General features: G+C 38.8%; 19 protein-coding genes and 22 tRNA genes. 5 read left to right on the top strand and 36 right to left on the bottom strand.

Features of this window, described 5'->3' with window-relative positions:
* Positions 1 to 73 precede the first annotated feature (73 nt).
* The 3 genes from menH to Y7E_RS0123580 are packed head-to-tail and all read right to left on the bottom strand — an operon-like array spanning position 74 to position 4,028.
* A complete protein-coding gene (gene menH, locus Y7E_RS0123590; protein ID WP_017153676.1) occupies positions 74 to 886 on the bottom strand; it encodes a 2-succinyl-6-hydroxy-2,4-cyclohexadiene-1-carboxylate synthase in 813 nt (270 codons plus the stop codon).
* The gene (menD, locus tag Y7E_RS0123585; protein ID WP_017153675.1) at positions 883 to 2,637 is read right to left on the bottom strand and encodes a 2-succinyl-5-enolpyruvyl-6-hydroxy-3-cyclohexene-1-carboxylic-acid synthase; all 1,755 of its coding nucleotides are present in this window, start codon (positions 2,635 to 2,637) and stop codon (positions 883 to 885) included. Before menD ends, menH begins: the two co-directional genes overlap by 4 nt.
* Entirely contained in the window at positions 2,634 to 4,028 is a 1,395-nt protein-coding gene (locus Y7E_RS0123580) for an isochorismate synthase (protein WP_017153674.1), read from the bottom strand. The genes menD and Y7E_RS0123580 overlap by 4 nt, the downstream gene beginning before the upstream one ends.
* A gap of 190 nt (positions 4,029 to 4,218) precedes the next feature.
* Here Y7E_RS0123580 and Y7E_RS0123575 point away from each other — a divergent pair, with 190 nt between their 5' ends.
* Positions 4,219 to 5,172, top strand: a complete 954-nt coding sequence (locus Y7E_RS0123575) for a 1,4-dihydroxy-2-naphthoate polyprenyltransferase (protein ID WP_017153673.1) — start codon at positions 4,219 to 4,221, stop codon at positions 5,170 to 5,172.
* A 439-nt stretch (positions 5,173 to 5,611) separates the two neighbouring features.
* Entirely contained in the window at positions 5,612 to 6,343 is a 732-nt protein-coding gene (locus Y7E_RS0123570) for a yteA family sporulation protein (RefSeq protein ID WP_017153672.1), read from the top strand.
* A 44-nt stretch (positions 6,344 to 6,387) separates the two neighbouring features.
* Here Y7E_RS0123570 and cspD read toward each other — a convergent pair whose 3' ends face one another.
* Positions 6,388 to 6,588, bottom strand: a complete 201-nt coding sequence (cspD, locus tag Y7E_RS0123565) for a cold-shock protein CspD (protein ID WP_001193054.1) — start codon at positions 6,586 to 6,588, stop codon at positions 6,388 to 6,390.
* A 516-nt stretch (positions 6,589 to 7,104) separates the two neighbouring features.
* On the opposite strand from cspD, the gene Y7E_RS0123560 reads away from it, so the two are divergent.
* On the top strand, positions 7,105 to 7,887 hold the full coding sequence (locus Y7E_RS0123560) for a TIGR00266 family protein (protein WP_017153671.1): 783 nt from the start codon (positions 7,105 to 7,107) through the stop codon (positions 7,885 to 7,887).
* A gap of 36 nt (positions 7,888 to 7,923) precedes the next feature.
* Here the strand turns inward: Y7E_RS0123560 and Y7E_RS0123555 are convergent, their stop codons facing one another.
* Positions 7,924 to 8,706: a MerR family transcriptional regulator gene (locus Y7E_RS0123555; RefSeq protein WP_017153670.1), complete on the bottom strand. Its 783-nt coding sequence runs from the start codon at positions 8,704 to 8,706 to the stop codon at positions 7,924 to 7,926.
* A gap of 197 nt (positions 8,707 to 8,903) precedes the next feature.
* Between Y7E_RS0123555 and Y7E_RS0123550 the strand changes: the two genes are divergently transcribed.
* Positions 8,904 to 9,626: a lipase family protein gene (locus Y7E_RS0123550; protein ID WP_017153669.1), complete on the top strand. Its 723-nt coding sequence runs from the start codon at positions 8,904 to 8,906 to the stop codon at positions 9,624 to 9,626.
* A gap of 76 nt (positions 9,627 to 9,702) precedes the next feature.
* On the top strand, positions 9,703 to 9,846 hold the full coding sequence (locus tag Y7E_RS33750; protein WP_017153668.1) for a hypothetical protein: 144 nt from the start codon (positions 9,703 to 9,705) through the stop codon (positions 9,844 to 9,846).
* Positions 9,847 to 9,882: 36 nt separating this feature from the next.
* Here Y7E_RS33750 and Y7E_RS0123540 read toward each other — a convergent pair whose 3' ends face one another.
* The 31 genes from Y7E_RS0123540 to Y7E_RS0123390 all read right to left on the bottom strand — a co-directional run bounded on the left by Y7E_RS0123540 (position 9,883) and on the right by Y7E_RS0123390 (position 24,518).
* Entirely contained in the window at positions 9,883 to 10,437 is a 555-nt protein-coding gene (locus Y7E_RS0123540; RefSeq protein ID WP_026049329.1) for a GNAT family N-acetyltransferase, read from the bottom strand.
* A gap of 328 nt (positions 10,438 to 10,765) precedes the next feature.
* Positions 10,766 to 13,174 (bottom strand): glycogen/starch/alpha-glucan phosphorylase, encoded by a 2,409-nt coding sequence (locus tag Y7E_RS0123535; protein WP_017153666.1) that lies wholly within the window; start codon positions 13,172 to 13,174, stop codon positions 10,766 to 10,768.
* A 12-nt stretch (positions 13,175 to 13,186) separates the two neighbouring features.
* Positions 13,187 to 14,623, bottom strand: coding sequence for a glycogen synthase GlgA (gene glgA / locus Y7E_RS0123530; protein ID WP_026049328.1), 1,437 nt, complete (start codon positions 14,621 to 14,623; stop codon positions 13,187 to 13,189).
* Positions 14,624 to 14,878: 255 nt separating this feature from the next.
* On the bottom strand, positions 14,879 to 15,928 hold the full coding sequence (locus Y7E_RS0123525; RefSeq protein ID WP_017153664.1) for a GlgC family sugar phosphate nucleotidyltransferase: 1,050 nt from the start codon (positions 15,926 to 15,928) through the stop codon (positions 14,879 to 14,881).
* Between the two features lie 18 nt (positions 15,929 to 15,946).
* Positions 15,947 to 17,077: a glucose-1-phosphate adenylyltransferase gene (locus tag Y7E_RS0123520; protein ID WP_017153663.1), complete on the bottom strand. Its 1,131-nt coding sequence runs from the start codon at positions 17,075 to 17,077 to the stop codon at positions 15,947 to 15,949.
* On the bottom strand, positions 17,025 to 18,962 hold the full coding sequence (gene glgB, locus Y7E_RS0123515; protein WP_017153662.1) for a 1,4-alpha-glucan branching protein GlgB: 1,938 nt from the start codon (positions 18,960 to 18,962) through the stop codon (positions 17,025 to 17,027). Before glgB ends, Y7E_RS0123520 begins: the two co-directional genes overlap by 53 nt.
* Before the next feature lie 379 nt (positions 18,963 to 19,341).
* On the bottom strand, positions 19,342 to 20,286 hold the full coding sequence (locus tag Y7E_RS0123510; protein WP_017153661.1) for an L-lactate dehydrogenase: 945 nt from the start codon (positions 20,284 to 20,286) through the stop codon (positions 19,342 to 19,344).
* Between the two features lie 463 nt (positions 20,287 to 20,749).
* Entirely contained in the window at positions 20,750 to 21,193 is a 444-nt protein-coding gene (locus tag Y7E_RS0123505) for a carboxymuconolactone decarboxylase family protein (RefSeq protein ID WP_017153660.1), read from the bottom strand.
* A gap of 234 nt (positions 21,194 to 21,427) precedes the next feature.
* Positions 21,428 to 22,300: an RNA polymerase sigma-70 factor gene (locus Y7E_RS0123500; RefSeq protein ID WP_017153659.1), complete on the bottom strand. Its 873-nt coding sequence runs from the start codon at positions 22,298 to 22,300 to the stop codon at positions 21,428 to 21,430.
* A gap of 271 nt (positions 22,301 to 22,571) precedes the next feature.
* Positions 22,572 to 22,643 (bottom strand) — tRNA-Glu (locus Y7E_RS0123495).
* Positions 22,644 to 22,649: 6 nt separating this feature from the next.
* Positions 22,650 to 22,740 (bottom strand) — tRNA-Ser (locus Y7E_RS0123490).
* Positions 22,741 to 22,748: 8 nt separating this feature from the next.
* Positions 22,749 to 22,823, bottom strand: a tRNA-Asn gene (locus tag Y7E_RS0123485).
* 4 nt (positions 22,824 to 22,827) lie between these two features.
* Positions 22,828 to 22,904, bottom strand: a tRNA-Ile gene (locus tag Y7E_RS0123480).
* An 11-nt stretch (positions 22,905 to 22,915) separates the two neighbouring features.
* A tRNA-Gly gene (locus Y7E_RS0123475) sits at positions 22,916 to 22,986 on the bottom strand.
* 12 nt (positions 22,987 to 22,998) lie between these two features.
* Positions 22,999 to 23,074 (bottom strand) — tRNA-Lys (locus Y7E_RS0123470).
* Positions 23,075 to 23,084: 10 nt separating this feature from the next.
* Positions 23,085 to 23,160: transfer RNA gene (locus tag Y7E_RS0123465), tRNA-Thr, on the bottom strand.
* 14 nt (positions 23,161 to 23,174) lie between these two features.
* Positions 23,175 to 23,250: transfer RNA gene (locus tag Y7E_RS0123460), tRNA-Phe, on the bottom strand.
* A 9-nt stretch (positions 23,251 to 23,259) separates the two neighbouring features.
* Positions 23,260 to 23,335 (bottom strand) — tRNA-Asp (locus Y7E_RS0123455).
* A gap of 3 nt (positions 23,336 to 23,338) precedes the next feature.
* Positions 23,339 to 23,415, bottom strand: a tRNA-Met gene (locus tag Y7E_RS0123450).
* A 25-nt stretch (positions 23,416 to 23,440) separates the two neighbouring features.
* Positions 23,441 to 23,533 (bottom strand) — tRNA-Ser (locus Y7E_RS0123445).
* 17 nt (positions 23,534 to 23,550) lie between these two features.
* Positions 23,551 to 23,627: transfer RNA gene (locus Y7E_RS0123440), tRNA-Ile, on the bottom strand.
* A 4-nt stretch (positions 23,628 to 23,631) separates the two neighbouring features.
* Positions 23,632 to 23,708: transfer RNA gene (locus Y7E_RS0123435), tRNA-Met, on the bottom strand.
* Positions 23,709 to 23,724: 16 nt separating this feature from the next.
* A tRNA-Ala gene (locus Y7E_RS0123430) sits at positions 23,725 to 23,797 on the bottom strand.
* A gap of 13 nt (positions 23,798 to 23,810) precedes the next feature.
* A tRNA-Pro gene (locus tag Y7E_RS0123425) sits at positions 23,811 to 23,884 on the bottom strand.
* A gap of 10 nt (positions 23,885 to 23,894) precedes the next feature.
* Positions 23,895 to 23,968, bottom strand: a tRNA-Arg gene (locus tag Y7E_RS0123420).
* A 3-nt stretch (positions 23,969 to 23,971) separates the two neighbouring features.
* Positions 23,972 to 24,060 (bottom strand) — tRNA-Leu (locus tag Y7E_RS0123415).
* Between the two features lie 16 nt (positions 24,061 to 24,076).
* Positions 24,077 to 24,151 (bottom strand) — tRNA-Gly (locus tag Y7E_RS0123410).
* Between the two features lie 29 nt (positions 24,152 to 24,180).
* A tRNA-Leu gene (locus Y7E_RS0123405) sits at positions 24,181 to 24,261 on the bottom strand.
* Between the two features lie 15 nt (positions 24,262 to 24,276).
* Positions 24,277 to 24,352 (bottom strand) — tRNA-His (locus Y7E_RS0123400).
* A 9-nt stretch (positions 24,353 to 24,361) separates the two neighbouring features.
* A tRNA-Thr gene (locus Y7E_RS0123395) sits at positions 24,362 to 24,437 on the bottom strand.
* 5 nt (positions 24,438 to 24,442) lie between these two features.
* A tRNA-Val gene (locus Y7E_RS0123390) sits at positions 24,443 to 24,518 on the bottom strand.

Here is a 24,518-nt window from a genome sequence, read left to right as displayed (position 1 = left end):
CCTCCTTTTTATCGTGCTAATGGTTATCCACTAGCCTCTCTATAAGCTCCACTCTCTTCAAAAGAAAAAAGTGTCACCGTATGGTTTTAAGAAATCCCTCTACTATTGTACCAAACTTTTGCGGTTGTTCCACATGAATTGCATGACCAGCCCCATCAATTTTGACAAATTTCGCGTGAGGGATGCGTTTTTGCATATTTTTTAAGATGTGAAAGAACTTTTGATCACTCTCTCCATTCATTAAAAAGACAGGCATTTTGAGCTCTTCAAGCTTCTCCCACCACGAAGGCTGGGCTCCAGTTCCCATGCCCCTGAGACTATTTGCTAGTCCTTTCGTGTTATTGGCAAGCCGCTCTTTTCTTACTTGTTCTTGCACATCTTTTGATAATTTTTTTTGCGTTACAAACAGCGGGATATTTTCCCATCGGTTTACGAAGGCTTTTATTCCTTCTGATTCAATTCGATCTGCAAGCTGTTCATCTTTCATGCGACGATCTTTCCGATCCGATTCCATCTCAAGTCCAGCTGTGCAATTCTCTAATAAAAGAGATTTCACGCGCTTTGGATATAAGCATGCCATCGTAATCGCCAGTCTTCCGCCCATCGAATAGCCAAGTATATGTGCTTTTTTGATAAGTAGATGATCTAGTAAAGCCATTATTTGTGAAGCTACATTTTGAATATCATAATGCGTAAGTTCCTCGGGGCTTTCTGTTTTCCCATGTCCAACAAGATCAGCTGTGATGACTTGGAACTGCTTACTCCACGCAGGAATAAACGTACGCCACGTTTCCATGCTACCCGTAAAACCATGAAGAAGCAGAAGCGGCTCTCCACTTCCCACTACTTCATATTCATACATTACACCTTCTAGCGTTACTTTCACTCTGCTTCACCTTGCAATAATGCTGTAACAGTCTTTGATGTATTGGCCCACAATTCACGGTGTAACTGCAAGTTCTCTTCTCGATTTGTACAAATTTCCACAACATGTAAGCCTTTTTCCGTTGTTCCTTTTTGTACTTCTTCACGAAATGCTTCCCAACCATTTACACGTGCAAATGAACCTCCGTACATTTTGACAACATGTTCATAATCAAGTCCAATCGGTGTTCCAAATAATGATTCAAAATGTTCTTTTGACTCGTATTGCGGTAGGAACGAGAAGATGCCACCACCATCATTATTTACAACAACAATTGTTACGTTTAAATCATGTAATTTTGCTGCTAGTAGTCCATTCAAGTCATGATAAAATGATAAATCACCAATGACTAATACGAGCGGCTCACAAACAGTACTCGCTCCTAGGGCGGTTGAAATAATCCCATCAATTCCATTCACACCACGGTTTGCCATGACATGAATTTTTTTATCTGTGTTAAAGAAAAATGTATCTGTGTCACGAATTGGCATACTGTTGCTGGCAAATAACGTCGCTTCCTCTGGTAACACATGCACAATATCTGTAATCACTTTACCTTCAAACGCTGTTTCATATGTTTCGATTTCACGAAGTTTTTTCTTCGTTTTGTCGTTTATATGTTTCCACATCCCGCACCAATCATTCTGTTCTCGCTTTTGCATATTATCTATAATTGCTTTACAAAACGAGACGTCGCTTGCACATACAACTTCCGTCGCTACAAGAGCTGGATCTCTCCATTTTCCTGAGTCATCTACAACGATATGGACAGCAGTCTCTTGTTTCTTTATATATTGCGTTAATGCTTTCGATACAGGCATACCCCCAAAACGAATAATGACATCTGGCTTCCATGCATCCTTTAACAATTCATTTCTTAAAAATGTATCATAGCAATCGATTACCATTGATTTATCATGATCACCGCTTCGAAGGCCTGAAAGCGGATCTGCTAAAATTGGATACCCGGTTTGTTCAGCAAACTGCGTGATACCTTCAGCAATCTCTGGATGACTATCGTCTCCACAAACAATAAGCCCCTTTTCCATAATCGAAAGGCGCTCTGTAAGAGAACTTACATATTCACTCGTCATCGTCATGCTTCCTTGATGAACTGCCCCTGTATATTCACCTCGTCCTTTTTCCCATAATTCCTCTAAAGAAAAGTCAGGGATCAATGGCTCCCGAAGTGGAAAATTAATATGGACAGGTCCCTTTGGTACAAGCAATGCACTTGCAACAGCACGCCCAGCTGTCATACGAGCATAATGATACATAGGCTCTCTAGCTTCTGGCAGTGCCATCTCCATAAACTGTTTCACAAAGGAGCCATATAAGTTCAGCTGATTCATTGCCTGCGGTGCACCAACATCTCTTAGTTCATGTGGTCTATCTGCTGTTAAGACAAGCAGTGGTACACGTGAATGAAAAGCTTCACAAATTGCTGGATAATAGTTCGCTGCAGCTGTCCCTGATGTACATAAAATCGCTACAGGGCGCTTCTTCGCTTTCGCAATCCCGAGCGCAAAAAAGGCAGCTGATCGTTCATCTACATGCAAATATGTTTTTATCTGTTCATGTTGCTGCATTAGTAAGGCTAGCGGTGTTGACCGTGAACCTGGACTAATGACAACATCACATACATTTAGACGCGCTAGTTCGTCCACAAACGCGCCTAAATAATATGATAATGCTTCTATATGATTATTCATTTCATTAATTCCTCCAAAGCACTAAGCATCGGTCTAAACTTCAAACTTGTTTCTTCATATTCAAGCTGTGGTACTGAATCAATCACAATACCGCAGCCGGCAAATAAGGATGCCTTGTCACCATTCAATAGCCCGCAGCGCAGTGCTACCGCAAATTCACCGTTCCCTTTGTCATCTATCCAGCCGATTGGTGCTCCGTACAATCCACGGTCTAATAACTCTACATCACGAATGAGTTTCATTGCTTCAAGGCGAGGCGTACCACCAAGTGCTGGCGTTGGATGCAGTTCTTCCACCATCGAAAGAAGCGATGCGTCACCTTTCGCTTCAACTGGTGTATATAAATGTAATAAATTTTTTGTTGTTAATAAACCTGGGCGCTGTGGAATATTGACTGATTTACAATGCTCTGTTAATACACCGCGAATCATATTTACTACATAACCATGCTCTGCTAAATTCTTTTCATCATGAAGAAGTGCATCACCATTTTGCTTACTTTCTTCTATAGAATTACCATGACCAATCGAACCAGCAAGGCACATCGACGTAAATTTCTCGCCTTCTTTTCGAATTAATCTCTCAGGCGTTGCTCCTAAGAAGCATGCCCCTTTATAATCGAAGGAAAATACGTAACAATCCGGTTGTCCAATGCGGAGTGCTTCTAAAACACGAGCAGAATCAATATTTTGATCCATCACTAGTTTGAACTCTCTCGCTAATACAACCTTCTGTACGCTTCCTTTTTTCATTTCATCCTGCACTTTTACAATTGCGTTCATCCAGCCTTTTGGATCAACTTCTACTTTAGAAGTTACCGTTAATTTTGCTTCTGCAAGCGGACGCTTATTCTCTTGCAAAATTCTTTCTTCTAGAGAGACAATTTCTTCATAAATTTTCTCTGCACAATCTTCCGCTGAAACAAATGTATTAATCGTCAACCATGCCTTTTCATTTTTTACTGTTAAAAGAAAAGCCGGTAACGCTAATGTTGTATCTTTAAATTCTTTCCAAAGATCCGTTTGTTCTTTTTCTGGATCAAATGAAAAACCACCAAATAAAAGTGGACCCGTTCCAAATTCATATTCTTCCCTGTGAACAATTGCTTTCTCCTGTACTTTACTCCACTCTTCACGGGCAGTTTGAAAGCGTTTATCAGAAGAATTTGCTATAGTGAAAACAGAGCCAATTCCAGCAAAGATAACATGCTGCGCTGGGTCTGCAAAATAACATCTATTTTCGGATGCAATCCGTTTTCCTGCTGCATAAAAAAGAAGCGGATCCATCCAATCTATTTGTTTTACAAAACTAACCAATGTTTTTTCATTCGTCGCACGTTCAATAGCTGTAACAAGTACTTCTTGTAAATCTTTTTGTTTCGTCTGAATCACAGAATCTCCCCCCTATGGGCGAAAAATAGTCATAAATACGCTTGATTTTAAGATACACCTCAAACGAAAGCCCTGTCAACGTTTAGCATTTCTGAGAAATTCACCTTCCGTTCCTAGAAAATAAACGTTGACACTAAATGATGCTTTTCCTACACTTAATTGTGTACTTTATGTGACAGGAGGAATCAACATGGAAATGAAAATAGAAACGAATTCCTCACCTATGCCGCCAAAGCCAAGTAAGCAAACTGGTTGGCGCATTTGGTGGAGTTTATTGCGTCCTCATACATTAACAGCAGCTTTTGTTCCTGTTTTTATCGGAACAGCTTATGCAATGCAAGTAGGAGGTATTAATCAAATACATCTCCCTCTTTTCTTTATCATGCTTCTTGCTTGTCTTCTCATTCAAGCAGCAACAAACATGTTTAACGAATACTTTGATTATAAAAGAGGGTTAGATCATGAAGGTTCAGTCGGAATCGGCGGTGCAATTGTCCGCGACGGCATTCAACCAAAAACAGTACTGAACTTAGCATTTGGATTTTTCGGTATCGCGATGCTATTAGGCGTTTATATTTGTATGAACTCTAGCTGGTGGCTTGCTGCAATCGGTCTTGTTTGTATGGCTGTTGCTTACCTTTATACAGGTGGTCCACTTCCGATTGCCTATACACCTTTTGGAGAATTAACAGCAGGATTATTTATGGGTGTTATTATTATTGGTATTTCATTTTTCATCCAGACAGGAACTGTAACATCAGAAATTATTTTAGTATCCATTCCAAATTCAATTTTAATTGGAGCGATTTTACTTTCCAACAACATTCGTGATTTAGATGGAGACAAAGAAAACGGTCGTAACACATTAGCAATTATTGTTGGACGTGAGAACGCAATAGGTGTCCTTGCTTCTATGTTTATCGTTTCCTACATTTGGACGATTGCCCTAATCATTGTCGGAATCGTATCTCCATGGATGCTGATCGTGTTCCTAAGTGCACCGAAAGCATTTAAAGCGACAAAAGGATTTATCGGCAAAAGCATTCCAATGGAAATGGCACCCGCAATGGTTGCGACTGCAAAAACAAATACAATCTTTGGTTTCTTAATGGGAATCGGATTGTTACTTGGGTATTTCCTATAAAGTGAAACTTTAATCAGTGGGGGTTTTCTCCATCCCCCATTGATTATTAGCCCTCACCAATCGGGCTTTTACGGGCAGTTTATCTCCCACCTAACTCCTTTAGAAAAGCGGAAGCGGCTCGCTCAGAATCGCAGGACGTTGGAGCCCCCGACAGAGAGGCGCTTTTTGCCTCGTCCGAGGGGGCGAAACGACCGGAGATTCTAGCCGCTAGAGCTGGTCGAATTTTGAGGTGGGAGTATTACCGCCCACAAATAGCGGGATAAAAAAGGAGCTGCTAGAGCAGCTTCTTTTTTCATTTTCAAAATATATCGGCGGTTCGACACAACATATTGATCGTTCGACATTTCACGACGCTGCTATCTCTCTAAATTCCTCCTCATAATTCCCACAATCCAGCTCATACTACATAAAGAAACCGAATTGTAGGAAGGTGGATACAATGTTAACTCCACAACAAACCAATCATTTTAAGTCTATTTTAGAAAAGCAAAAACAAGAGCTAGAACAAACGCTGCAAAATCATGAGGGTGAAGACCGTGCTTCTGAACGGGAATCTGTGGGAGAATTATCAGCTTATGATAATCACCCTGGCGATATGGGTACCGAATTATATGAACGCGAAAAAGATTTTGGACTGATTGAATTTTGGCATAAACAACTGCAAGATACAAAACACGCCTTGCAAAAAATTGAGGCTGGCACATACGGTGTTTGCGAAGTTTCTGGTGAAGAAATTCCGCTAGAAAGATTAGATGCAATGCCGACTGCTACAACTTGTATTGAACATACAACGAATAAATTGAACCTAGATGCACGTCCTATTGAAGAAGAATTAGTAGAGCCACCGTTTGGCAAATATGATATGGATAGTGCCGTAGGATACGATGCAGAGGATGCTTGGCAGGACGTCGCTTTATATGGAACATCAGAAACACCAGCGGATTTAGAACGCCGCGATTCTAAAAACTTTAATGAAATGTATGTAGACGCTGAAGAACCTCGCGGTTACGTAGAAGATTTTGAAAACTTCATCGGAACAGATATGTATGGAAAGAATCCGCAAGTTTATGCGACAGAAGCACATGAGGAATATGAACAAATGCTAGATGATTTTGAAGAACGCACTTATAAAGGGGAATTATCTTCGGATGAGTCTGGTTCGAAGGCATAAAAAAAGCATTCCGAAATTCGGAATGCTTTTTTCTCGCTAGCTAATTAGTTTTTTGTAACGTTAGCAGCTTGTGGTCCACGGTTACCTTCAACGATTTCGAAAGAAACTTCTTGACCTTCTTCTAAAGTTTTGAAGCCGTCACCTTGGATAGCTGAGAAATGTACGAATACATCGTCTCCACCTTCAACTTCGATGAAACCGAAACCTTTTTCGCTGTTAAACCATTTAACTTTACCTGTTTGCATGTCATGTACCTCCTAAATAAAAATGAAACTATGAATCCACATGAAAAGGTGGATATAAAGGACATGATGTATCTCAGACCTAACGCCTTGAATTAAACACGCTTTATTTCCGTACCACATTATGTAGCTCAATAGTGATTTCACTATATCACGCTATATCAAAAACGTCAAATGAGAACACTTTCATTTCAGCATTTTTCTCATGTTTTTTTAAAAAGTTCACAAAATATGTAAACTATATAAATCCAAATTGAAAAACCAACATACAACTTAATCTTTTATTTAAGTGTAAGGGAACATCCGACCTTGCATAGAAACGGTCATATCTTTTTCCAGCACATGCCATATGAAAACAAAAAGAGAAAACGAGTGGAGATCCCTTCTTATTTTTACAGCAGTGACTTATATGCCTAAAAATCAAAATGGGTTTTTATTTGAAAATTAACAAAACTACAGTTTTCTAATCTCATTAATTTCTGTACAATATTAGTATCCACTACATATGAGGTGAAAATAATGAAAGCACATGAAATTGATTATAAATTATACGGCGATGATATGCAGTTCGTTGAAATTGAATTAGATCCAGAGGAAAGTGTTATTGCAGAAGCTGGTGCAATGATGATGATGGAAGACCATATTGAAATGGAGACAGTCTTCGGTGACGGTGCTGGAAAATCTAGCGGTCTTTTCGGTAAACTAATGGGTGCTGGAAAGCGTCTCGTTACAGGTGAGAGTATGTTTATGACTGTATTCACAAATACAGGTCATGGCAAACGTCACGTATCATTTGCTGCACCGTACCCTGGGAAAATCGTCCCAGTTGATTTAAGAGAGTATCAAGGAAAAGTCGTTTGTCAAAAGGACGCTTTCCTTTGTGCAGCCAAAGGGGTTTCAATCGGAATTGAATTCACGAAAAAAATCGGTAGCGGCTTTTTCGGCGGTGAAGGCTTCATTATGCAAAAGCTTGAAGGTGACGGACTTGCTTTCATGCATGCAGGTGGAACAATCTATAAACGAGAACTAAAACCTGGCGAGAGATTACGTATCGATACGGGTTGTCTCGTTGCGATGACAAAAGATGTTGACTACGATATTCAATTTGTAGGAAATGTGAAAACTGCTCTATTCGGCGGAGAAGGTTTATTCTTCGCAACGTTAGAAGGTCCAGGAACTGTTTGGCTTCAATCCTTAACATTAAGCCGTTTAGCAGCACGTCTTACAAATCCTGCAGCTCAAAGTAGCGGAGAAGGTAGCGTATTAGGTGGACTTGGTCGCCTATTAGATGGTAAAGAATAAAAAACAAATCGCTACGTCATAAGACGTAGCGATTTTTCACTTATCCTCTTCTCCTGTAGGACTATACATACCGTTTTGAATCATATAATACTCCATTGCTCGTTTTAACCATTCTTCCTCTTCCTTTGTATACGGAGACGGAATCATATTCTCATACTGATCTTCCATATTTTCTAATTCATTCAAAGAATATACCGCCTCTTCTCCCACATATGTAAGAGTTGCCTTCATATGTTGATCGACAAGCTTCTGTACCTCTGGATCATGGACTGGCTTCCCAAATAATCTCTTTACTTCCTTCGACAACTGAATAAATTCTTTATCCAATGCCACCATCTCTTCTTCAGATTTATCGTATAACCGATCGACGACTTCCTTATCCATGTATTCCTCAAGCCATAGGCGTTGTTCCCTTTCTTTTTGTATATTACGAATTAAACTCATTAAAATGGCGCTATCTACTTGCCCTTCATCTTCTAATAAAGTAATTGTTCGATTAATTGCTTTCAAAGAAGTTTCGATATGTTCCTTTTTTTCTTCAAAAGCTTGTTTCTGACTTTGTAATGTTTCTTTTAAGCTTACGTTAAAGCTAGCCATATTTATCATTACACGTATTTCATCTAAACTATATCCTAAAAATTTAAGACTCACTATCTTTTGCAACGTTAAGATATCTTTATTTTTATATATTCGATGTCTGGAACTAAAATGTTTTTCTGGTGTTAGTAATCCAATTTCATCATAATAATGTAGCGTCCGTATTGATGTGCCTGTTCTTTTAGAAAACTCTCCAATTGAATAATTTTCACTTTTACTCATCTTAATTTCCCCCTACATTCTTTTTACCGATGTGGTTACCCAAATCATACTGCCTCACGTAACTGGAGGTTCAAGTGTTAATTAGTAAAAAACATTCACTTTTTTATCTCGCTTTGTTTTAAAGCTACTCAAAGAATGATTCCCCTCTTTGAATCATATATTGAACTATACTTTTCTTCTTGAGGAGGGCTTTCTTGATGCGTGCTCCTTTATCCTTTGACAAAGATACCGCCATATTGTTAGCTTCTTGCTGCGAGTTAACATATGAACAATATAAACAAAATGGAGTTTTCCAAATACCTGATGGATTTCAATATGTACAAGGTTTTCAAGCTAAAGCGCTTCAAACAACAGAATGGTTTGGTTTCATCTTAGAATCTGAAGATACCATCATCGTTGCCTTTCGGGGAACACAAACGGAGCCAGATTGGGTTATTGATTCTCTTGTTAATCAAAAGCCTTATCCATATGCACTAAATAGCGGCAACGTTCATAACGGCTTTCTCTCTACTTACGAGTCTTGCCGCGATACGATTATGGATATGCTCGTCTCTTTACCAGCAAATAAAACACTTCTTGCTACAGGACATAGCCTAGGCGGAGCACTTGCTACACTACATATATTAGATGCACGCGTTAATACTGCATTTGCACAATACGGTCTCTATAACTTCGCTTCTCCAAAGGTTGGGGATATCACCTTTCGAAACTACTATAAGCTGCAAGTAGCCAGCAGCTTTCGCTTCGTTAATTTATTCGATGTCGTCCCACTGCTTCCCCCGCGCAAAGTACATTTTAATGACCAAGACTGGGAATATGCACATGTTCATCACAATATGACATTTACAAAAAACACAAAATCTATCACCAACAACCATTCCATGACAACATACAAAGCATGTCTGACTTCTCATTTTTGATACGGAAACATTTGGAAACACAATGATAGTATATTATAATAATATATGTAACTAACTTCGGATGAGGGGACCATACATGCTAAAATATTTCTTTGCAATTTTTCTTGTTCTATTATTTGCAGTTACGGGTTTCTTTACATTCTCATACTTCGCTACAGAGGAATATGGTGGGACTGGTATGCTGTATTCGGTGACGCCTTATATCTCTATAGTGGAATAATCAAAAACAGCTTGGAAGTTTCCAAGCTGTTTGACTTTACCGGGAACTATCATATTCTTGTTTCAAAAGAGAATATACCTTAGAATCACAATATCTCTCATTAATTTTTACACTTTGTCTCAATGTTCCTTCATAGGTCATCTTTAACTTTTGCATCACTCGTTCAGACGCTATATTTTTCACATTACATCTTCCTTCAATACGATTCAAACTTAACTCCTGAAAACCAAACTTTATGAGCTCTTCCAAAGCTTCAACAATGAGGCCCTTTCCCCAATACAACGGACTGATAACCGCTCCTAAAGAAGCACTACTGTGCGGTAATATCCAAATACCACAGGTTCCTATCGCTTTTTGATTCTCCTGAAAAATAACGGACCAAACAAAAGACTTACCTTCCTTTGTTGTTTCCATCATCTTTTCTAATAAACTATGAGTCTCTTCTTTATTTTCATGTATATTTCGAGGTACATATGTAGTCGTTTGAGGATTCGAATAGACTTCAAATAAATCGTCTAAATGAGACATATCTAATTTTGTTAGTAGCAGACGCTTTGTTTCTAATTTCGGAAGTTCATAGCTATTTTGCATACTTTCACCTCGGTTCATAATTACTTTATCCACTTTTTTCATAATAAAAAGAATCCAATACTAAAATATAACGTACTTATTTTTATATTCTCCAATCCATAAATAAAAGCCCCTCTAAATCTTCACAAGGGACTCTATATTATTCCTATATATTCATTTTGATTTTTAGGCATATAAGTTGCTGCTATGAAGGAACACAGTACCCTCCACTCTTTTTCTCCTTTTGTCTTCACTTGGCATGGGGCTAAAAAAGGATCTGACCGCTTCTATCCATGGCTGGATCCTCTCTCCCACCTAAAAAGCAAGCTCTTTAATTTATATCTTTACCTCACGAAAGCTTAACCCTATCACCAATACCCCAAATCTCATTACTATACTCCAAAATTGTACGATCACTCGCAAAGTGCCCTGATTGTGCAATATTGATGATCGACATTTCTAGCCATTTTCTTCTGTTTTCATATGCTCTTCCTACATCTTCTTGGCGCTCTGCATATGGGCTAAAATCACGGAGGACAAAGTACTCATCGTTTTGAATGACAAGCGAATCGTAAATCGCTTCAAATTCAGCTCCGGCATTTTGGAAAAAGCCATTTGTTAACTGATCCACTATTTTTTTAATGTGCATATTGTGGTGATAGTAATCATTTGCACGATAGCCACCATTTTGATAATAATGAAGCACTTCTTCCGCTGTTAAGCCGAAGATAAAACAGGCTTCATCTCCCACTTTTTCTCTAATTTCAATATTGGCTCCATCCAGCGTTCCAAGCGTAATGGCACCATTCATCATAAACTTCATATTCCCTGTTCCTGATGCTTCTTTACTCGCTGTAGAAATTTGTTCACTTACATCTGCTGCTGGGAAAATATCTTCCGCTAAGGAAACACGATAGTTTTCTAGAAAGATAACTTTTATATATTGACTTACATACGGATCCTCATTTACCTTTCTAGCAAGCTCATTTATTAATTTAATAATTTTTTTTGCATAATAATATCCTGGCGATGCTTTCGCTCCAAAAATGAACGTGCGCGGATAAAACGAAAAGCTTGAATCCTCTTTTAAACGATTGTACAAATATAAAATATGTAACACATTTAATAATTGTCTTTTGTAAGCGTGCAATCGCTTCACTTGTACATCAAAAATGGAACTTGGATTAATGATAATCCCCATTTTATTATGAATCCGCTCTGCTAAAATATGTTTACGCTCTTGCTTTACATCTTGCAACTTATCTTGAAAAACAGTGTCATACCGATAATCTTGCAGTAATTGTAACCTCTCGGGCTGCTTCTTCCACTCCGTTCCAATCGCTTCTGAAATGAGGTTTGTGAGCTGCGGATTTGCTTTCATAAGCCAGCGCCGATGCGCGATTCCATTTGTCTTATTATTAAATTTATCTGGGTAAAATTCATAAAACAATCGCATTTCACGTTGTTTTAAAATTTCCGTATGAATTTTTGCGACGCCATTTACACTATAACTTCCGACAATTGCTAAATGCGCCATTTTGACAAGGTCATGCGCAATGATCGCCATGTCTTCAATTCGCTTCCAATCATACGGATACCGCTCCCACAGTTCATGACAAAAACGTTCGTTGATTTCTTCAATAATCATATAAATCCGTGGTAATAACGGTTTAAAGATATGAATCGGCCACTTCTCCAGTGCTTCTGATAATGTCGTATGATTCGTATAAGAAATCGTCTGAGTCGTAATATCCCATGCTTCTTCCCAAGAGAGCTTTTCTTCATCAAGTAAAATACGCATGAGTTCTGGAATTGCCAGAACTGGGTGTGTATCATTAATATGAATCGCAATTTTTTCATGCAAATTTCGAAGCGTCCCGTTACGCTCACGATGCAAACGAACGATATTTTGTAAGCTTGCCGATACAAGAAAATACTGCTGTTTTAAACGTAATATTTTCCCTTCATCATGTGTATCATCAGGATATAAAAATTCTGATACTACTTCTGTATCACGTTTATATTTTAAAATATCTTTGCAATTTTGTGGAAAAGGAACTGGTTCTGCGTTCCAAAGTCGAAGTGTATTCACAGTGCTTGTTTCATACCCAACAACCGGAACATCATACGGAACCGCCATAACAACTTCTGCGTCAGTATGGCGAAATTCTAAGCGGCCATTGATTTGCACAGCTTCCACTTGTCCAAAGTAACTCACTTCCACTGCTTGATCATGCCTTCTTACTTCCCATACATTTTCATGACGAAGCCACTGTTCAGGCAACTCCACCTGATACCCATCGACAATTTTCTGATCAAATAAACCATGCTTATAACGAATACCACATCCGTGTCCTGGAAGGTTTAACGATGCAAGTGAATCAAGAAAACAGGCTGCAAGGCGGCCAAGTCCTCCGTTGCCAAGCCCTGCATCCGCTTCACTTTCTTCTAATTCTTTCAATGAAATTCCAAGCTCTGAAAGGCCCTGTTTACATACATCACGGATACCTAGATTTAGTAAGTTACTACCGAGCAAACGACCAAGTAAAAACTCAATAGATAAGTAATACATTTGCTTTTGATTCCCTGCCCGGTACCTTTCATTTGTTGCAATCCAGTGCTGATTCATATACTCACGTACCATATGACCAAGTGTATTATACTGATCACGACTTGTAGAATCTTTGAAACTTTTTCCATACATCGTTTCTAGTTTTTCTAAAAAAGCTGCTTTAAAGCTTTCAACATGAGTAAACATTTTTTTCACCACCTAAGAGTGTTTCAGCAAACTTTTATACAGTTCCTTGTATGCAAGAGCCGACTTTTTCCAGCTATAATCCTCTGTCATTGCCTGTTTTACAAGTTGATTCCATACCGGTTTATTATGGTAATACGCAAGCGCACGACGAACCGTATGTAGCATGTCATGAGCGTTAAAATTTCTAAAACTGAAGCCATTTCCAGTCTCTGTTTTCTCATTATAAGACTGAACTGTATCGTTCAATCCTCCCGTTTCTCTTACAATTGGGATTACACCATATGCTAGTGCAATGAGTTGTCCGAGTCCGCATGGTTCAAACAATGATGGCATTAAAAATAAATCGCTGCCTGCGTATACTTGATGTGCTAACTCTTCATTAAAGCCGATATACACTTTCACTTTTTCTGGATACTCATATGCCATCCATTCAAAAAATTGCTCATACTCAGAATCCCCTGATCCTAAAATGATACATTGTACATCGTCTTCCATCATTTCATGAAAGACAGTACGTACTAAGTCGAGACCTTTTTGCTTTGTTAATCGCGTTACCATTGAAATAATTGGCGTATCTTCTTTTTCTGGCAAACCGAAGTAACGCTGTAATGCACGTTTATTATCTTGCTTATCACATAACGACTCAGCATCATACTGCGTAGTAATATACGCATCTGTTTTCGGATTATATACGCTCGTATCAATACCATTTACAATCCCGATCAGCTTATCATTATATTTGCGCAACAAACCATCTAGTTTTTCTCCAAAAAATTCATATTGAATCTCTTCTTTATATGTTGGGCTAACCGCTGTAATGCGATTTGAAGCGATGATGCCGCCTTTCATAAAGTTAACGTTCCCATAAAATTCAAGCTGTTCACTATCAAAATATTCATCACCAAGCTCCAGTAAATCATGCATAACCTCACGAGGAAACACACCTTGGAACTGCAAATTATGAATCGTATAAACAGTTTTAATATGTTGATATAATGGGTTGTCCCCATACTTTTCACGCAGTAAAAAATTTGCCATCGCAGTATGCCAATCATGACTATGAAGGATATCCACTTCAAAATCTAAGTGCGGCATACACTCTAACACTGCTTTAGAAAAGAAAGAAAAACGTTCTCCATCATCATAATGGCCGTAAAGAGAATCCCTTTTAAAATAATATTCATTGTCGATTAAATAATACGTAATCCCGTCTTGCTCCCCTTTTAAAATCCCGCAATATTGGTTTCGCCAGCCGAGCTGAACATTGACTACCTTATGAAGCGTACATGCTTCTCGTAAATGCTTAGGAATAAGACTGTAGTTTGGAAGTATAATGCGGACGTTTACCCCTAATTTTTTCAATTCTTTTGGAAGTGCACCCGCAACATCTGCTAAGCCTCCTGATTTAATAAACGGTACGCATTCTGATACTGCAAATAAAATATTCACGTGTTGTGCCACTGCCTGAAAAGCGTGTACTTCTGAGCCGCCCTTCTTACAGCTTCCTCCCTTCGGATTTTAAATTCATATCATGATGAGCCAGTGAATCTCTATTTAGATAGGATTTCACTGGCTACATAAATCCATTTTGATTTTTCGACATATAAGTCGCTGCTACGAAGATCAAAAGATGATCTAATCGCCTCTATACACGGGCGGACGCTCTCTTCCACCTGAAAAAGAATGTTTTTTATCAGTTTTTACTTACATAGAACTTTTAAGAATATAACTAGTAATATTTTGACTTTGGACACTACCTTTTTCCACAACATGCGGATTATCAGGTGTTCCTGTTAAAACCACGCCATCTTCAATCTTAACATCTTTATCAATAATAACACCGTCTAATATACAATTATCTCCAATTTGGCTCTTTTGCATAATAATGCTATTTCGAATGACAGAGCCTTTTCCAACCTTAACAGAACGAAATATAACACTGTTATCTACTTGTCCTGTAATAATACTACCGTTTGCAATCATTGTGTTTTTCACCTCAGCGCCTTTCATATAGCGCGTTGGTGGTTCATCCTTTACTTTTGTAAAAATCGGAGCTTCCTTCGTAAATAACTGCTTCCAAATAGCAGGCTGCAAAATTTCTAAACTATGTTTATAATAGCTTTCAATCGAATCGATTACCGCTACATATCCCATATGTTCATATGTAGTAATATACAGCGACTCTCCTCGTTTCTCTTTGACTACATCAAATAAACTATAATGTTCCATGTCTTTATACGTTTCAAATAAGTCTATTAGTAATTGCTTCTTCAGTACATAAGTTTGCAACGACACCCCATCATGACACACTTCCGTAATATCTGCTTCCGTATGTATATGTCTCTCTAACACTGCTTGAAAATTTATCGCTGTAACAAGGTGACTATTTGTAATGACAACATACTCTTGTCTGCTACGCATAAAATAGTCAATATGTCTTCTAAAATGAGCGAAGGAACCAAACTCATCTTGATCACATTGGCAATTCGGAGGAAATAAAAATAAGCCGTCGCGTTTTCTATCTAAATCCCATTGTTTTCCTGATCCGAGATGATCCATCAAGGAACGATTTTTATGACTCGTAAAAATCGCTACACTATGAATATGAGAATTAACCATATTAGAAAGCATGAAATCAATGAGACGATAACGTCCTCCAAATGGTAGTGCAGCTAGTGAACGGTGCCCTGTTACTTTCTTTAAGGAAGGAAAGCTCCCTGTTGCATTAATAATTCCTAACATTGATTCTCCCATTCATCTCATCCCCTTTGTCTATTTTCCTTCTGCAATTAATACGATATCATCTACATTTTTTTCTGATCGAATAACCGTGTTATCCTCAATTACCATGTCTGAGCCAACAATCGCTTTTTCAATTACAACATTTTTTCCAATTCGAGCCCCTGGCATAACAACAGAATCAATTACCTGACTTCCTTCTCCTACTGTTACACCTTGGAATAAAACGGAATGCTTAACCTCTCCCTCAATAACACATCCCTCATTTATCAATGATTCTTCTACTTTTGCCTCTTCAGAAATAAACTGAGGTGGCTCATTTGGATTGACAGAATAAACGCGCCAGTCATGATCATTTAACTGCAATAAAGACTCATCACGAAGTAAATCCATATTTGCTTCCCATAAACTTTTGACTGTTCCAACATCTTTCCAATATCCTTGGAATGGATAAGCAATTAATTTCTTTCCTTCATCCAATAAAAGTGGAAGTACATCTTTTCCAAAATCATTACTAGAGTCTGGATTTCGTGCGTCCATCTCTAAATATTCCTTTAAAATAGCCCAATTAAAAATATAAATTCCCATTGAAGCTAAATTACTTTTCGGAAACTGCGGTTTTTCTTCAAATTCAACAACTTCCATCTCTTCATTCGTGTTCATAATGCCAAAGCGATTCGCTTCATCCCACGGTACTTCAATAACAGAAATCGAAACATCTGCTTCTTTTTCAATATGGTAGTCTAGCATCTTACTATAGTCCATTTTATAAATATGATCTCCTGATAAAATCAGAACATATTCTGGATCATACTGCTGTAAGAAGTTTAAATTTTGATAAATCGCACTCGCCGTTCCTGTATACCATTTCACTCCGGAAGATTCCGCATAAGGAGGTAAAACTGTCACCCCTCCGTTGACACGATCTAAATCCCATGCATTCCCAATACCAATGTAATTATGAAGCTCTAATGGTTGATACTGCGTTAAAATCCCCACTGTTTCAATACCAGAATTCGAGCAATTACTTAATGTGAAATCAATGATTCGGTACTTACCGCCAAAGGGAACAGCTGGCTTTGCTAAATTTTTTGTTAGTGCACTTAAACGACTACCTTTTCCTCCTGCTAGTAACATTGCTACGCAATTCTGTTTTTTTACCATCTTGTTTTTTGCTCCCCTTTCTCGTTTTCACTGGCCGTAAAATAGATACACCAAATGGTGGAATTGTTATTTCTACATGAGCAGACTGGTTATGATACGGCTCTATTATTGCCTTCAGCCGTTTTTTATTTACCTGTCCCGATCCGCCGTATATTGCATCATCACTATTTAAAATCTCGTTATAATACGTGAACTCTGGTACACCTACTTTATAATTTTCATACACAATATTAGTAAAATTACATACCACGACAAGGATATCTTCTTCCTTATCCCCTTTACGGATAAACGAGAAAATACTTTGTTCCTTATTATCGGCATCAATCCACTGAAATCCTTCCTGCGAATGATCCAGCTGCCAAAGTGGTTTAGAACGCTTATACAATGCTATGAGCTCTTTAAAGTAATCATGCATATAACGATGCATTTCAAAATCATGTAAATTCCAATCTAGATCCTCAAGATCTTTCCATTCATCAAACTGACCAAATTCCCCGCCCATAAAGAGTAATTTCTTCCCTGGATGCGTAAGGAAGTACCCGTATAATAAACGGAGTTGCGCAAACTTTTCCCAGTAGTCTCCCGGCATTTTATTTAACAATGATTTTTTCCCGTGAACGACTTCATCGTGAGAAAGTGGCAATATAAAATTTTCAGAGTAAGCATATAACAAAGAAAATGTCATTTTCTCATGAATATATTTTCGGTATTCCGGTGCACACTCCATATATTTCAGCACATCATTCATCCAGCCCATATTCCACTTATAATTAAATCCTAGTCCACCTTCATAAGTTGGAGCGGTCACAAGTGGCCAAGCTGTCGAATCTTCTGCAGTCATCAGGAATTCTTCATCCTCTGCAAATACTGCCTCATTTAACTCTCGTAAAAAGGAAACCGCATATTCATTACTTTGCTCTTTCCCTTCCTTTTCCCAATACAACATATTTGCAACCGCATCGACGCGAAAGCCGTCAATATGGTAATATTTCATCCAAAACAATGCATTTGAAATTAAAAAATTTCGTACTTCCTGTTTTCCTAAATCAAAATTTACTGTTCCCCAAACACGATTTTCTTGCACATCCAAATCTTTATATTCATAGGTGGGTGCCCCATCAAATAAGTACAAACCATGAGCATCCTTACAAAAATGCCCTGGCACCCAATCTAAAATGACACCGATTCCATATTTATGACATTCATCGACAAAATACATAAAATCATGAGGTGTACCAAACCGACTTGTCACCGCATAATATCCAGTACCTTGATATCCCCAAGATCGATCATACGGATGTTCAACAAGCGGCATAATTTCAATATGAGTAAATTGATGTTCCGCCACATAAGGAATAAGCTCCTCTGCCATTTCTCGATACGAGTACAGAGAACCATCTTCTTTCTTTTTCCATGAACCGAAATGCAACTCATAAACTGCCATTGCTTCCTTATAAATTGATTTTCGCTTTTTCTTACGGAACCAATTTTTATCGCTCCATTCGTATCCCCTTATATCAAAAATAACAGATGCCGTATTTGGTCTTACTTCTGCATAATTTGCATAAGGATCTGCTTTTAAAATTGTTTCGCCACCTTTGGTTTCAATCGCATATTTGTATATTTCATTTTCCTCCAAATGTGGTATAAACAATGACCAAATACCCTTTTCTGTCATTTGTATCATCCGATGCCCTTCAACATCCCAATCGTTAAAATCTCCAACTACACTCAGCACTTTCGCATGAGGAGCCCATACTGTAAATCGTACGCCTTGTATTTCATCCTCTACTACAAGATGCGCGCCAAATATGTTATAGCTCTCATAACACTTCTTTGTATGAAACTCATACACACTCTCTTCTATACAATTTGTTACACTCAATATGTTCACCTCACCAAGATGACAGAATTTTTATTACTTTTTAAACATTCGTTAAAAAACTGAAATATCCTTGTGTATTTTTAAATAAATATACGTTTTTTCGTGGAAATTAAAGGAAATATTTTAATTTCTGATAAAATATATCGAATTTTGACGAATATTCATTGAAAGCGTTTTATTCTTATATAATTATTTTACTTGTAATAATATAATAAAAAAGCACTCTATTTTAAATAGAGTGCTTTTTTCTATAAACAACCCTTTCCCAGAAAAAGAGGTATACTTGGGGGATATATGGAAACTGGAAAAGGAATTTATATAAAATTATATATAAAGATTCAGAAGTGGGAAGCAGTTTCCCGCTTCTGAATCATTTATCTTATAGTACTGGTGCCATTGTTTCTTTTAATACTTTTACAGAGTGAGCGAATTTCGCTTTTTCTTCTTCATTTAATTCAAGTTCAACGATTTCACGTACACCCTCGCGGTTAATAACAGCTGGAACACCTACATAAGCATCTTTCTCGCCATATTGACCTTCAAGGTATGCAGATACAGTTAATACACTGTTCTCGTTGTTTAAGATCGCTTTAGTTACACGTAGTAGTGACATACCGATACCGTAGTAAGTTGCACCTTTACGCTCGATGATATGGTAAGCAGCGTCACGTACATTTTCAAAGATTTTATCTAAATCATCTTGGTTATACTGTTCATTGTTCGCTAAAATTGTTTCTAGCTTTTGTACACCTACAGTAGCGTGGCTCCATACCGGAAGTTCAGTATCACCATGTTCACCAACGATGTATGCATGAACGTTGCGTGGATCTACATCTAAGTAGTCACCTAACATATAGCGGAAACGAGCAGAGTCTAAAGTTGTACCTGAACCGATTACACGTTCTTTCGGTAATCCAGATTCTTTCCAAGTTACATAAGTTAAAATATCAACTGGGTTAGTTGCGATTAGGAAAATACCATCAAATCCGTTATCCATAATACCGCGAACGATTTGCTTAAAGATTTTTGTATTTTTCTCAACTAAATCTAAACGAGTTTCACCTGGCTTTTGTGGTAATCCAGCAGTAATAACAACTAAATCTGCATCTTTACAATCTGCATAACTACCGCTCCATACTTTTGTTGGTGATGGAGAAAATGGTACCGCATGGCTTAAGTCCATTGCTTCTCCTTCTGCTTTTGCTTCGTTTACATCTACAAGTACAAATTCTTCTGCTACACCTTGGTTGATCATTGAGTAAGCATAACTACAACCTACAGCTCCTGTTCCTACTAATACTACGCGATTGATACCTTTTTTCATGGTAATTTCCCCTCTCTATTGTTCACATATATTTTTTATTATTATTTAAGTAATTAATTAAAGTACTAATTTAATGTTGTTTAACTTCCTTACACACATATTGTAGCATGAATCATTGTGAATACATTCACAAATTATGACCTATTTGTGAACTTTTTCACAGATAGGAGAAAGCTATAGTGACAGGTGTGGAATCAATCACAATGGAAGCCTTTTCTTTAGATTGTGAAAAGCTTGTTTCATTATATTTTATCGTTTACCTATTAAAGATTAAATCCTATATAATCTGCAATAGCTCTATATCCTTCCAATTACAATTTCTTTATGCTCAAAAACGAAAAAGCTATCCTTTCAGCAGTATTTCCAGAAAGAATAACTTATTTTTCGTTTTTGGAACCATCCTTTTTCTTAGCTTGTTGATGGTGTAAGGGTACCTCTACAAAATATTAGCCACATCTCCATCTTATCTTTTTTCCGGCATTAAACGAGTAGATACCCCAATTCGATTCCATGCATTAATAGCAACAATCTGCATAATGATTTCAGCAATTTGTTCTTCTTTAAAGAATTTCCTTACTTCTTCATATACCTCATCAGGAACGTGCGTTTCCGCTACTAGTGTAATTGCCTCTGTCAAAGCAAGCACAGCACGTTCTTCCTGCGTAAAGAATGGTGTCTCACGCCAAGCATTAAGAGCATAAATACGTTGCTCTGTTTCCCCTAGTTTTCGTGCATCTTTCGTATGAAGATCAATGCAATACGCACATCCATTGATTTGAGAAGCACGGATTTTAATTAGCTCTTTCAATATTTCATCAATACTTGTAGTCATCAAGTATTTTTCTAAACCTACCATTGCCTTATAACCTTCCGGATTTACCTTTCCCATTAAAAATCTTGTTTCCATCGTATACTCCCTCCACAAAATAAAATTAGTTTGTACTTTGGCACCAGGATATTTAATAAGGGCCTTCATGATCACTATCTGCTGTAAAATATTTTAATTCATAACAGAAGTTCTAATCAAAAACATACATAGCATCCCTTTTATACCCTGTCACTTATAAGACAAATTAGCTTTTCAATTTGTGACAAAATAAAAAAGAGATCTTAAAATAAAGATCTCTTTTTCAATTAAATGCTATAGAACTGGAATATGCTTTAATTTATCAGGATTGACTATAATGTAGATTCTTCTAATGGATTCCCCGCTTTCATCCCACTCAAAACATATGGCTTTCTCTGCATGGCCTTTATTCCTTGCTAAGATGCCAAATTGACCATTTATAATAGTTGGAAGAAGCTCTAATTGAAAGAACCCTCGTGAAGCAATAGCCTCCAGAAATATCTGGATACGCTGTTTGCCCAGAATCGGAAATATAGCAGCACGCACTTTACCGCCTCCATCAGTGACAAGTCTTGCATCTACTGTCAGTAAATTAATAAATTCCTCAAAATTTCCTGTTTCTGAGCCTTTGATAAAGGTATGTATCATCTTTTCTGTCTGATTTGACTGTTGCGGATGTACGGGTACTTCATGCCTTATCTTCTCTTTACAACGACTATAAATCTTTCGGCAATTTGCCTCTGATTTGTTTAAAATTTCCGCTATTTCACGATAATCGTAACTTAGCGCTTCCCTTAAAACAAATACGGCTCTTTCAACAGCTGTTAAATTCTCTAACAGTACAAGAAATGCATAGGATACTCTTTCGTTTTGAAGGATAGTTTCCATAGGATTTAGTTTCATCGTATCTATTTCCGGCTCAGGAAGCCATTCTCCTGTATACACTTCTCTCTTTTTCCGAGCCGATTGTAGTATATTCAAACAATGATTTGTCGTCATTTTAATTAAATACGCTTTCATATTTCTAACGGATTCCTGGTCCATATGTTGACCTTTGATAAATATATCTTGAGTAACATCCTCCGCATCACTAACAGAGCCAAGTAGGCGGTATGCAACAGAGTAAACTAAAGGCTGATACGTTCGATACAAAGTTTCAAAATCCATACGATCACTCCATTCTATAGCGTGTTTCAATATAAAAATATATAATTTGTTATAATTCTTTCTGTTACGAGAGGAACGATTCTTAATCTTATGCAAGCTCTTAAATATCACTGATATAATACTATTTGATAGTTTTTATCCATAGAAAGCAAGGACTACAACTTGTATAAATTCTTACAAAAAAGCAGACCTATCAAAGTCTGCTTTAGTTTAAAGAAAATCCTTATAATAAATAAAAAAGAGATAGCAGATTATGCTATCTCTTTTAGTATGACCCGTACGGGATTCGAACCCGTGTTACCGCCGTGAAAGGGCGGTGTCTTAACCACTTGACCAACGGGCCAATTTCTGGCAGAGAAGAAGGGATTCGAACCCTCGCACCGCGTTAGCGATCTACTCCCTTAGCAGGGGAGCCCCTTGAGCCACTTGGGTACTTCTCTATATAATATGGCTCCGCAGGTAGGACTCGAACCTACGACCGATCGGTTAACAGCCGATAGCTCTACCACTGAGCTACTGCGGAATAATGGTGGGCCTAAATGGACTCGAACCATCGACCTCACGCTTATCAGGCGTGCGCTCTAACCAGCTGAGCTATAGGCCCCCAATGGAAAAAGCGGGTGAAGAGAATCGAACTCTCGACCAGAGCTTGGAAGGCTCTTGTTTTACCACTAAACTACACCCGCATAAAATTAAAATGGTGAGCCATGAAGGACTCGAACCTTCGACCCTCTGATTAAAAGTCAGATGCTCTACCAACTGAGCTAATGGCTCATTTTGAAAGTGGTGCCGGCTAGAGGACTTGAACCCCCAACCTACTGATTACAAGTCAGTTGCTCTACCAATTGAGCTAAGCCGGCTTGCTATTTCAAAATGGTGGCTCGGGACGGAATCGAACCGCCGACACGAGGATTTTCAGTCCTCTGCTCTACCGACTGAGCTACCGAGCCAGAAATAAATGGCGGTCCCGACCGGGGTCGAACCGGCGATCTCCTGCGTGACAGGCAGGCATGTTAACCACTACACCACGGGACCATTTGGTTGCGGGGACAGGATTTGAACCTGCGACCTTCGGGTTATGAGCCCGACGAGCTACCAGACTGCTCCACCCCGCGACGGTATAATATTCTTTTTAAAAAATGGAGGAGGTAGAGGGATTCGAACCCCCGCGCGACTCTCGCCGCCTGTCGGTTTTCAAGACCGATCCCTTCAGCCAGACTTGGGTATACCTCCGAGATATTTACTTTAAATGGTGGACCTTGTAGGACTCGAACCTACGACCGGACGGTTATGAGCCGTCTGCTCTAACCAGCTGAGCTAAAGGTCCTTTATGGTAGCGGCGGAGGGGATCGAACCCCCGACCTCACGGGTATGAACCGTACGCTCTAGCCAGCTGAGCTACACCGCCATAATAAAGTTATAAGTGGAGCCTAGCGGGATCGAACCGCTGACCTCCTGCGTGCAAGGCAGGCGCTCTCCCAGCTGAGCTAAGGCCCCATGTTTAAAGATATCGGGAAGACAGGATTTGAACCTGCGACCCCCTGGTCCCAAACCAGGTGCTCTACCAAGCTGAGCCACTTCCCGTTAATAAAAGCGCGCCCGAGAGGACTCGAACCCCTAACCTTTTGATCCGTAGTCAAACGCTCTATCCAATTGAGCTACGGGCGCATATGGTGCCGAGGGCGGGGGTCGAACCCGCACGGTGGTCACCCACCGCAGGATTTTAAGTCCTGTGCGTCTGCCTGTTCCGCCACCCCGGCATGTCATATTGAAAATTGGAGCGGAAGACGGGATTCGAACCCGCGACCCCAACCTTGGCAAGGTTGTATTCTACCACTGAACTACTTCCGCATGACATGTATGAGATATTTTATTAAAAGTGCGGGTGAAGGGAGTCGAACCCCCACGCCAAAGGCGCCAGATCCTAAGTCTGGTGCGTCTGCCAATTCCGCCACACCCGCATATTATTTTAAAAATGGGGCGACTGATGGGAATCGAACCCACGAATGCCGGAGCCACAATCCGGTGCGTTAACCACTTCGCCACAATCGCCATAGTTACTGGTGCCGGCTAGAGGACTTGAACCCCCAACCTACTGATTACAAGTCAGTTGCTCTACCAATTGAGCTAAGCCGGCATAAATGGTGGAGGATGACGGGATCGAACCGCCGACCCCCTGCTTGTAAGGCAGGTGCTCTCCCAGCTGAGCTAATCCTCC

The organism is Bacillus bingmayongensis (assembly GCF_000299035.1).
Lineage (GTDB): Bacteria > Bacillota > Bacilli > Bacillales > Bacillaceae_G > Bacillus_A > Bacillus_A bingmayongensis.
This window is presented reverse-complemented; position numbering and strand designations above follow the sequence as displayed.

Bases quoted from the DNA above. Each gene is read 5' to 3' on its own strand.
- Y7E_RS0123560 (WP_017153671.1), top strand. From the start codon at position 7,105: ATGAAAGCACATGAAATTGATTATAAATTATACGGCGATGATATGCAG.
- Y7E_RS0123575 (WP_017153673.1), top strand. From the start codon at position 4,219: ATGGAAATGAAAATAGAAACGAATTCCTCACCTATGCCGCCAAAGCCA.
- Y7E_RS0123500 (WP_017153659.1), bottom strand. From the start codon at position 22,300: ATGGATTTTGAAACTTTGTATCGAACGTATCAGCCTTTAGTTTACTCT.
- Y7E_RS0123505 (WP_017153660.1), bottom strand. From the start codon at position 21,193: ATGGAAACAAGATTTTTAATGGGAAAGGTAAATCCGGAAGGTTATAAG.
- Y7E_RS0123570 (WP_017153672.1), top strand. From the start codon at position 5,612: ATGTTAACTCCACAACAAACCAATCATTTTAAGTCTATTTTAGAAAAG.
- Y7E_RS0123550 (WP_017153669.1), top strand. From the start codon at position 8,904: ATGCGTGCTCCTTTATCCTTTGACAAAGATACCGCCATATTGTTAGCT.
- Y7E_RS0123510 (WP_017153661.1), bottom strand. From the start codon at position 20,286: ATGAAAAAAGGTATCAATCGCGTAGTATTAGTAGGAACAGGAGCTGTA.
- Y7E_RS0123535 (WP_017153666.1), bottom strand. From the start codon at position 13,174: ATGTTTACTCATGTTGAAAGCTTTAAAGCAGCTTTTTTAGAAAAACTA.
- Y7E_RS33750 (WP_017153668.1), top strand. From the start codon at position 9,703: ATGCTAAAATATTTCTTTGCAATTTTTCTTGTTCTATTATTTGCAGTT.
- Y7E_RS0123525 (WP_017153664.1), bottom strand. From the start codon at position 15,928: ATGGGAGAATCAATGTTAGGAATTATTAATGCAACAGGGAGCTTTCCT.
- Y7E_RS0123555 (WP_017153670.1), bottom strand. From the start codon at position 8,706: ATGAGTAAAAGTGAAAATTATTCAATTGGAGAGTTTTCTAAAAGAACA.
- menD (WP_017153675.1), bottom strand. From the start codon at position 2,637: ATGAATAATCATATAGAAGCATTATCATATTATTTAGGCGCGTTTGTG.
- cspD (WP_001193054.1), bottom strand. From the start codon at position 6,588: ATGCAAACAGGTAAAGTTAAATGGTTTAACAGCGAAAAAGGTTTCGGT.
- Y7E_RS0123540 (WP_026049329.1), bottom strand. From the start codon at position 10,437: ATGCAAAATAGCTATGAACTTCCGAAATTAGAAACAAAGCGTCTGCTA.
- Y7E_RS0123520 (WP_017153663.1), bottom strand. From the start codon at position 17,077: ATGGTAAAAAAACAGAATTGCGTAGCAATGTTACTAGCAGGAGGAAAA.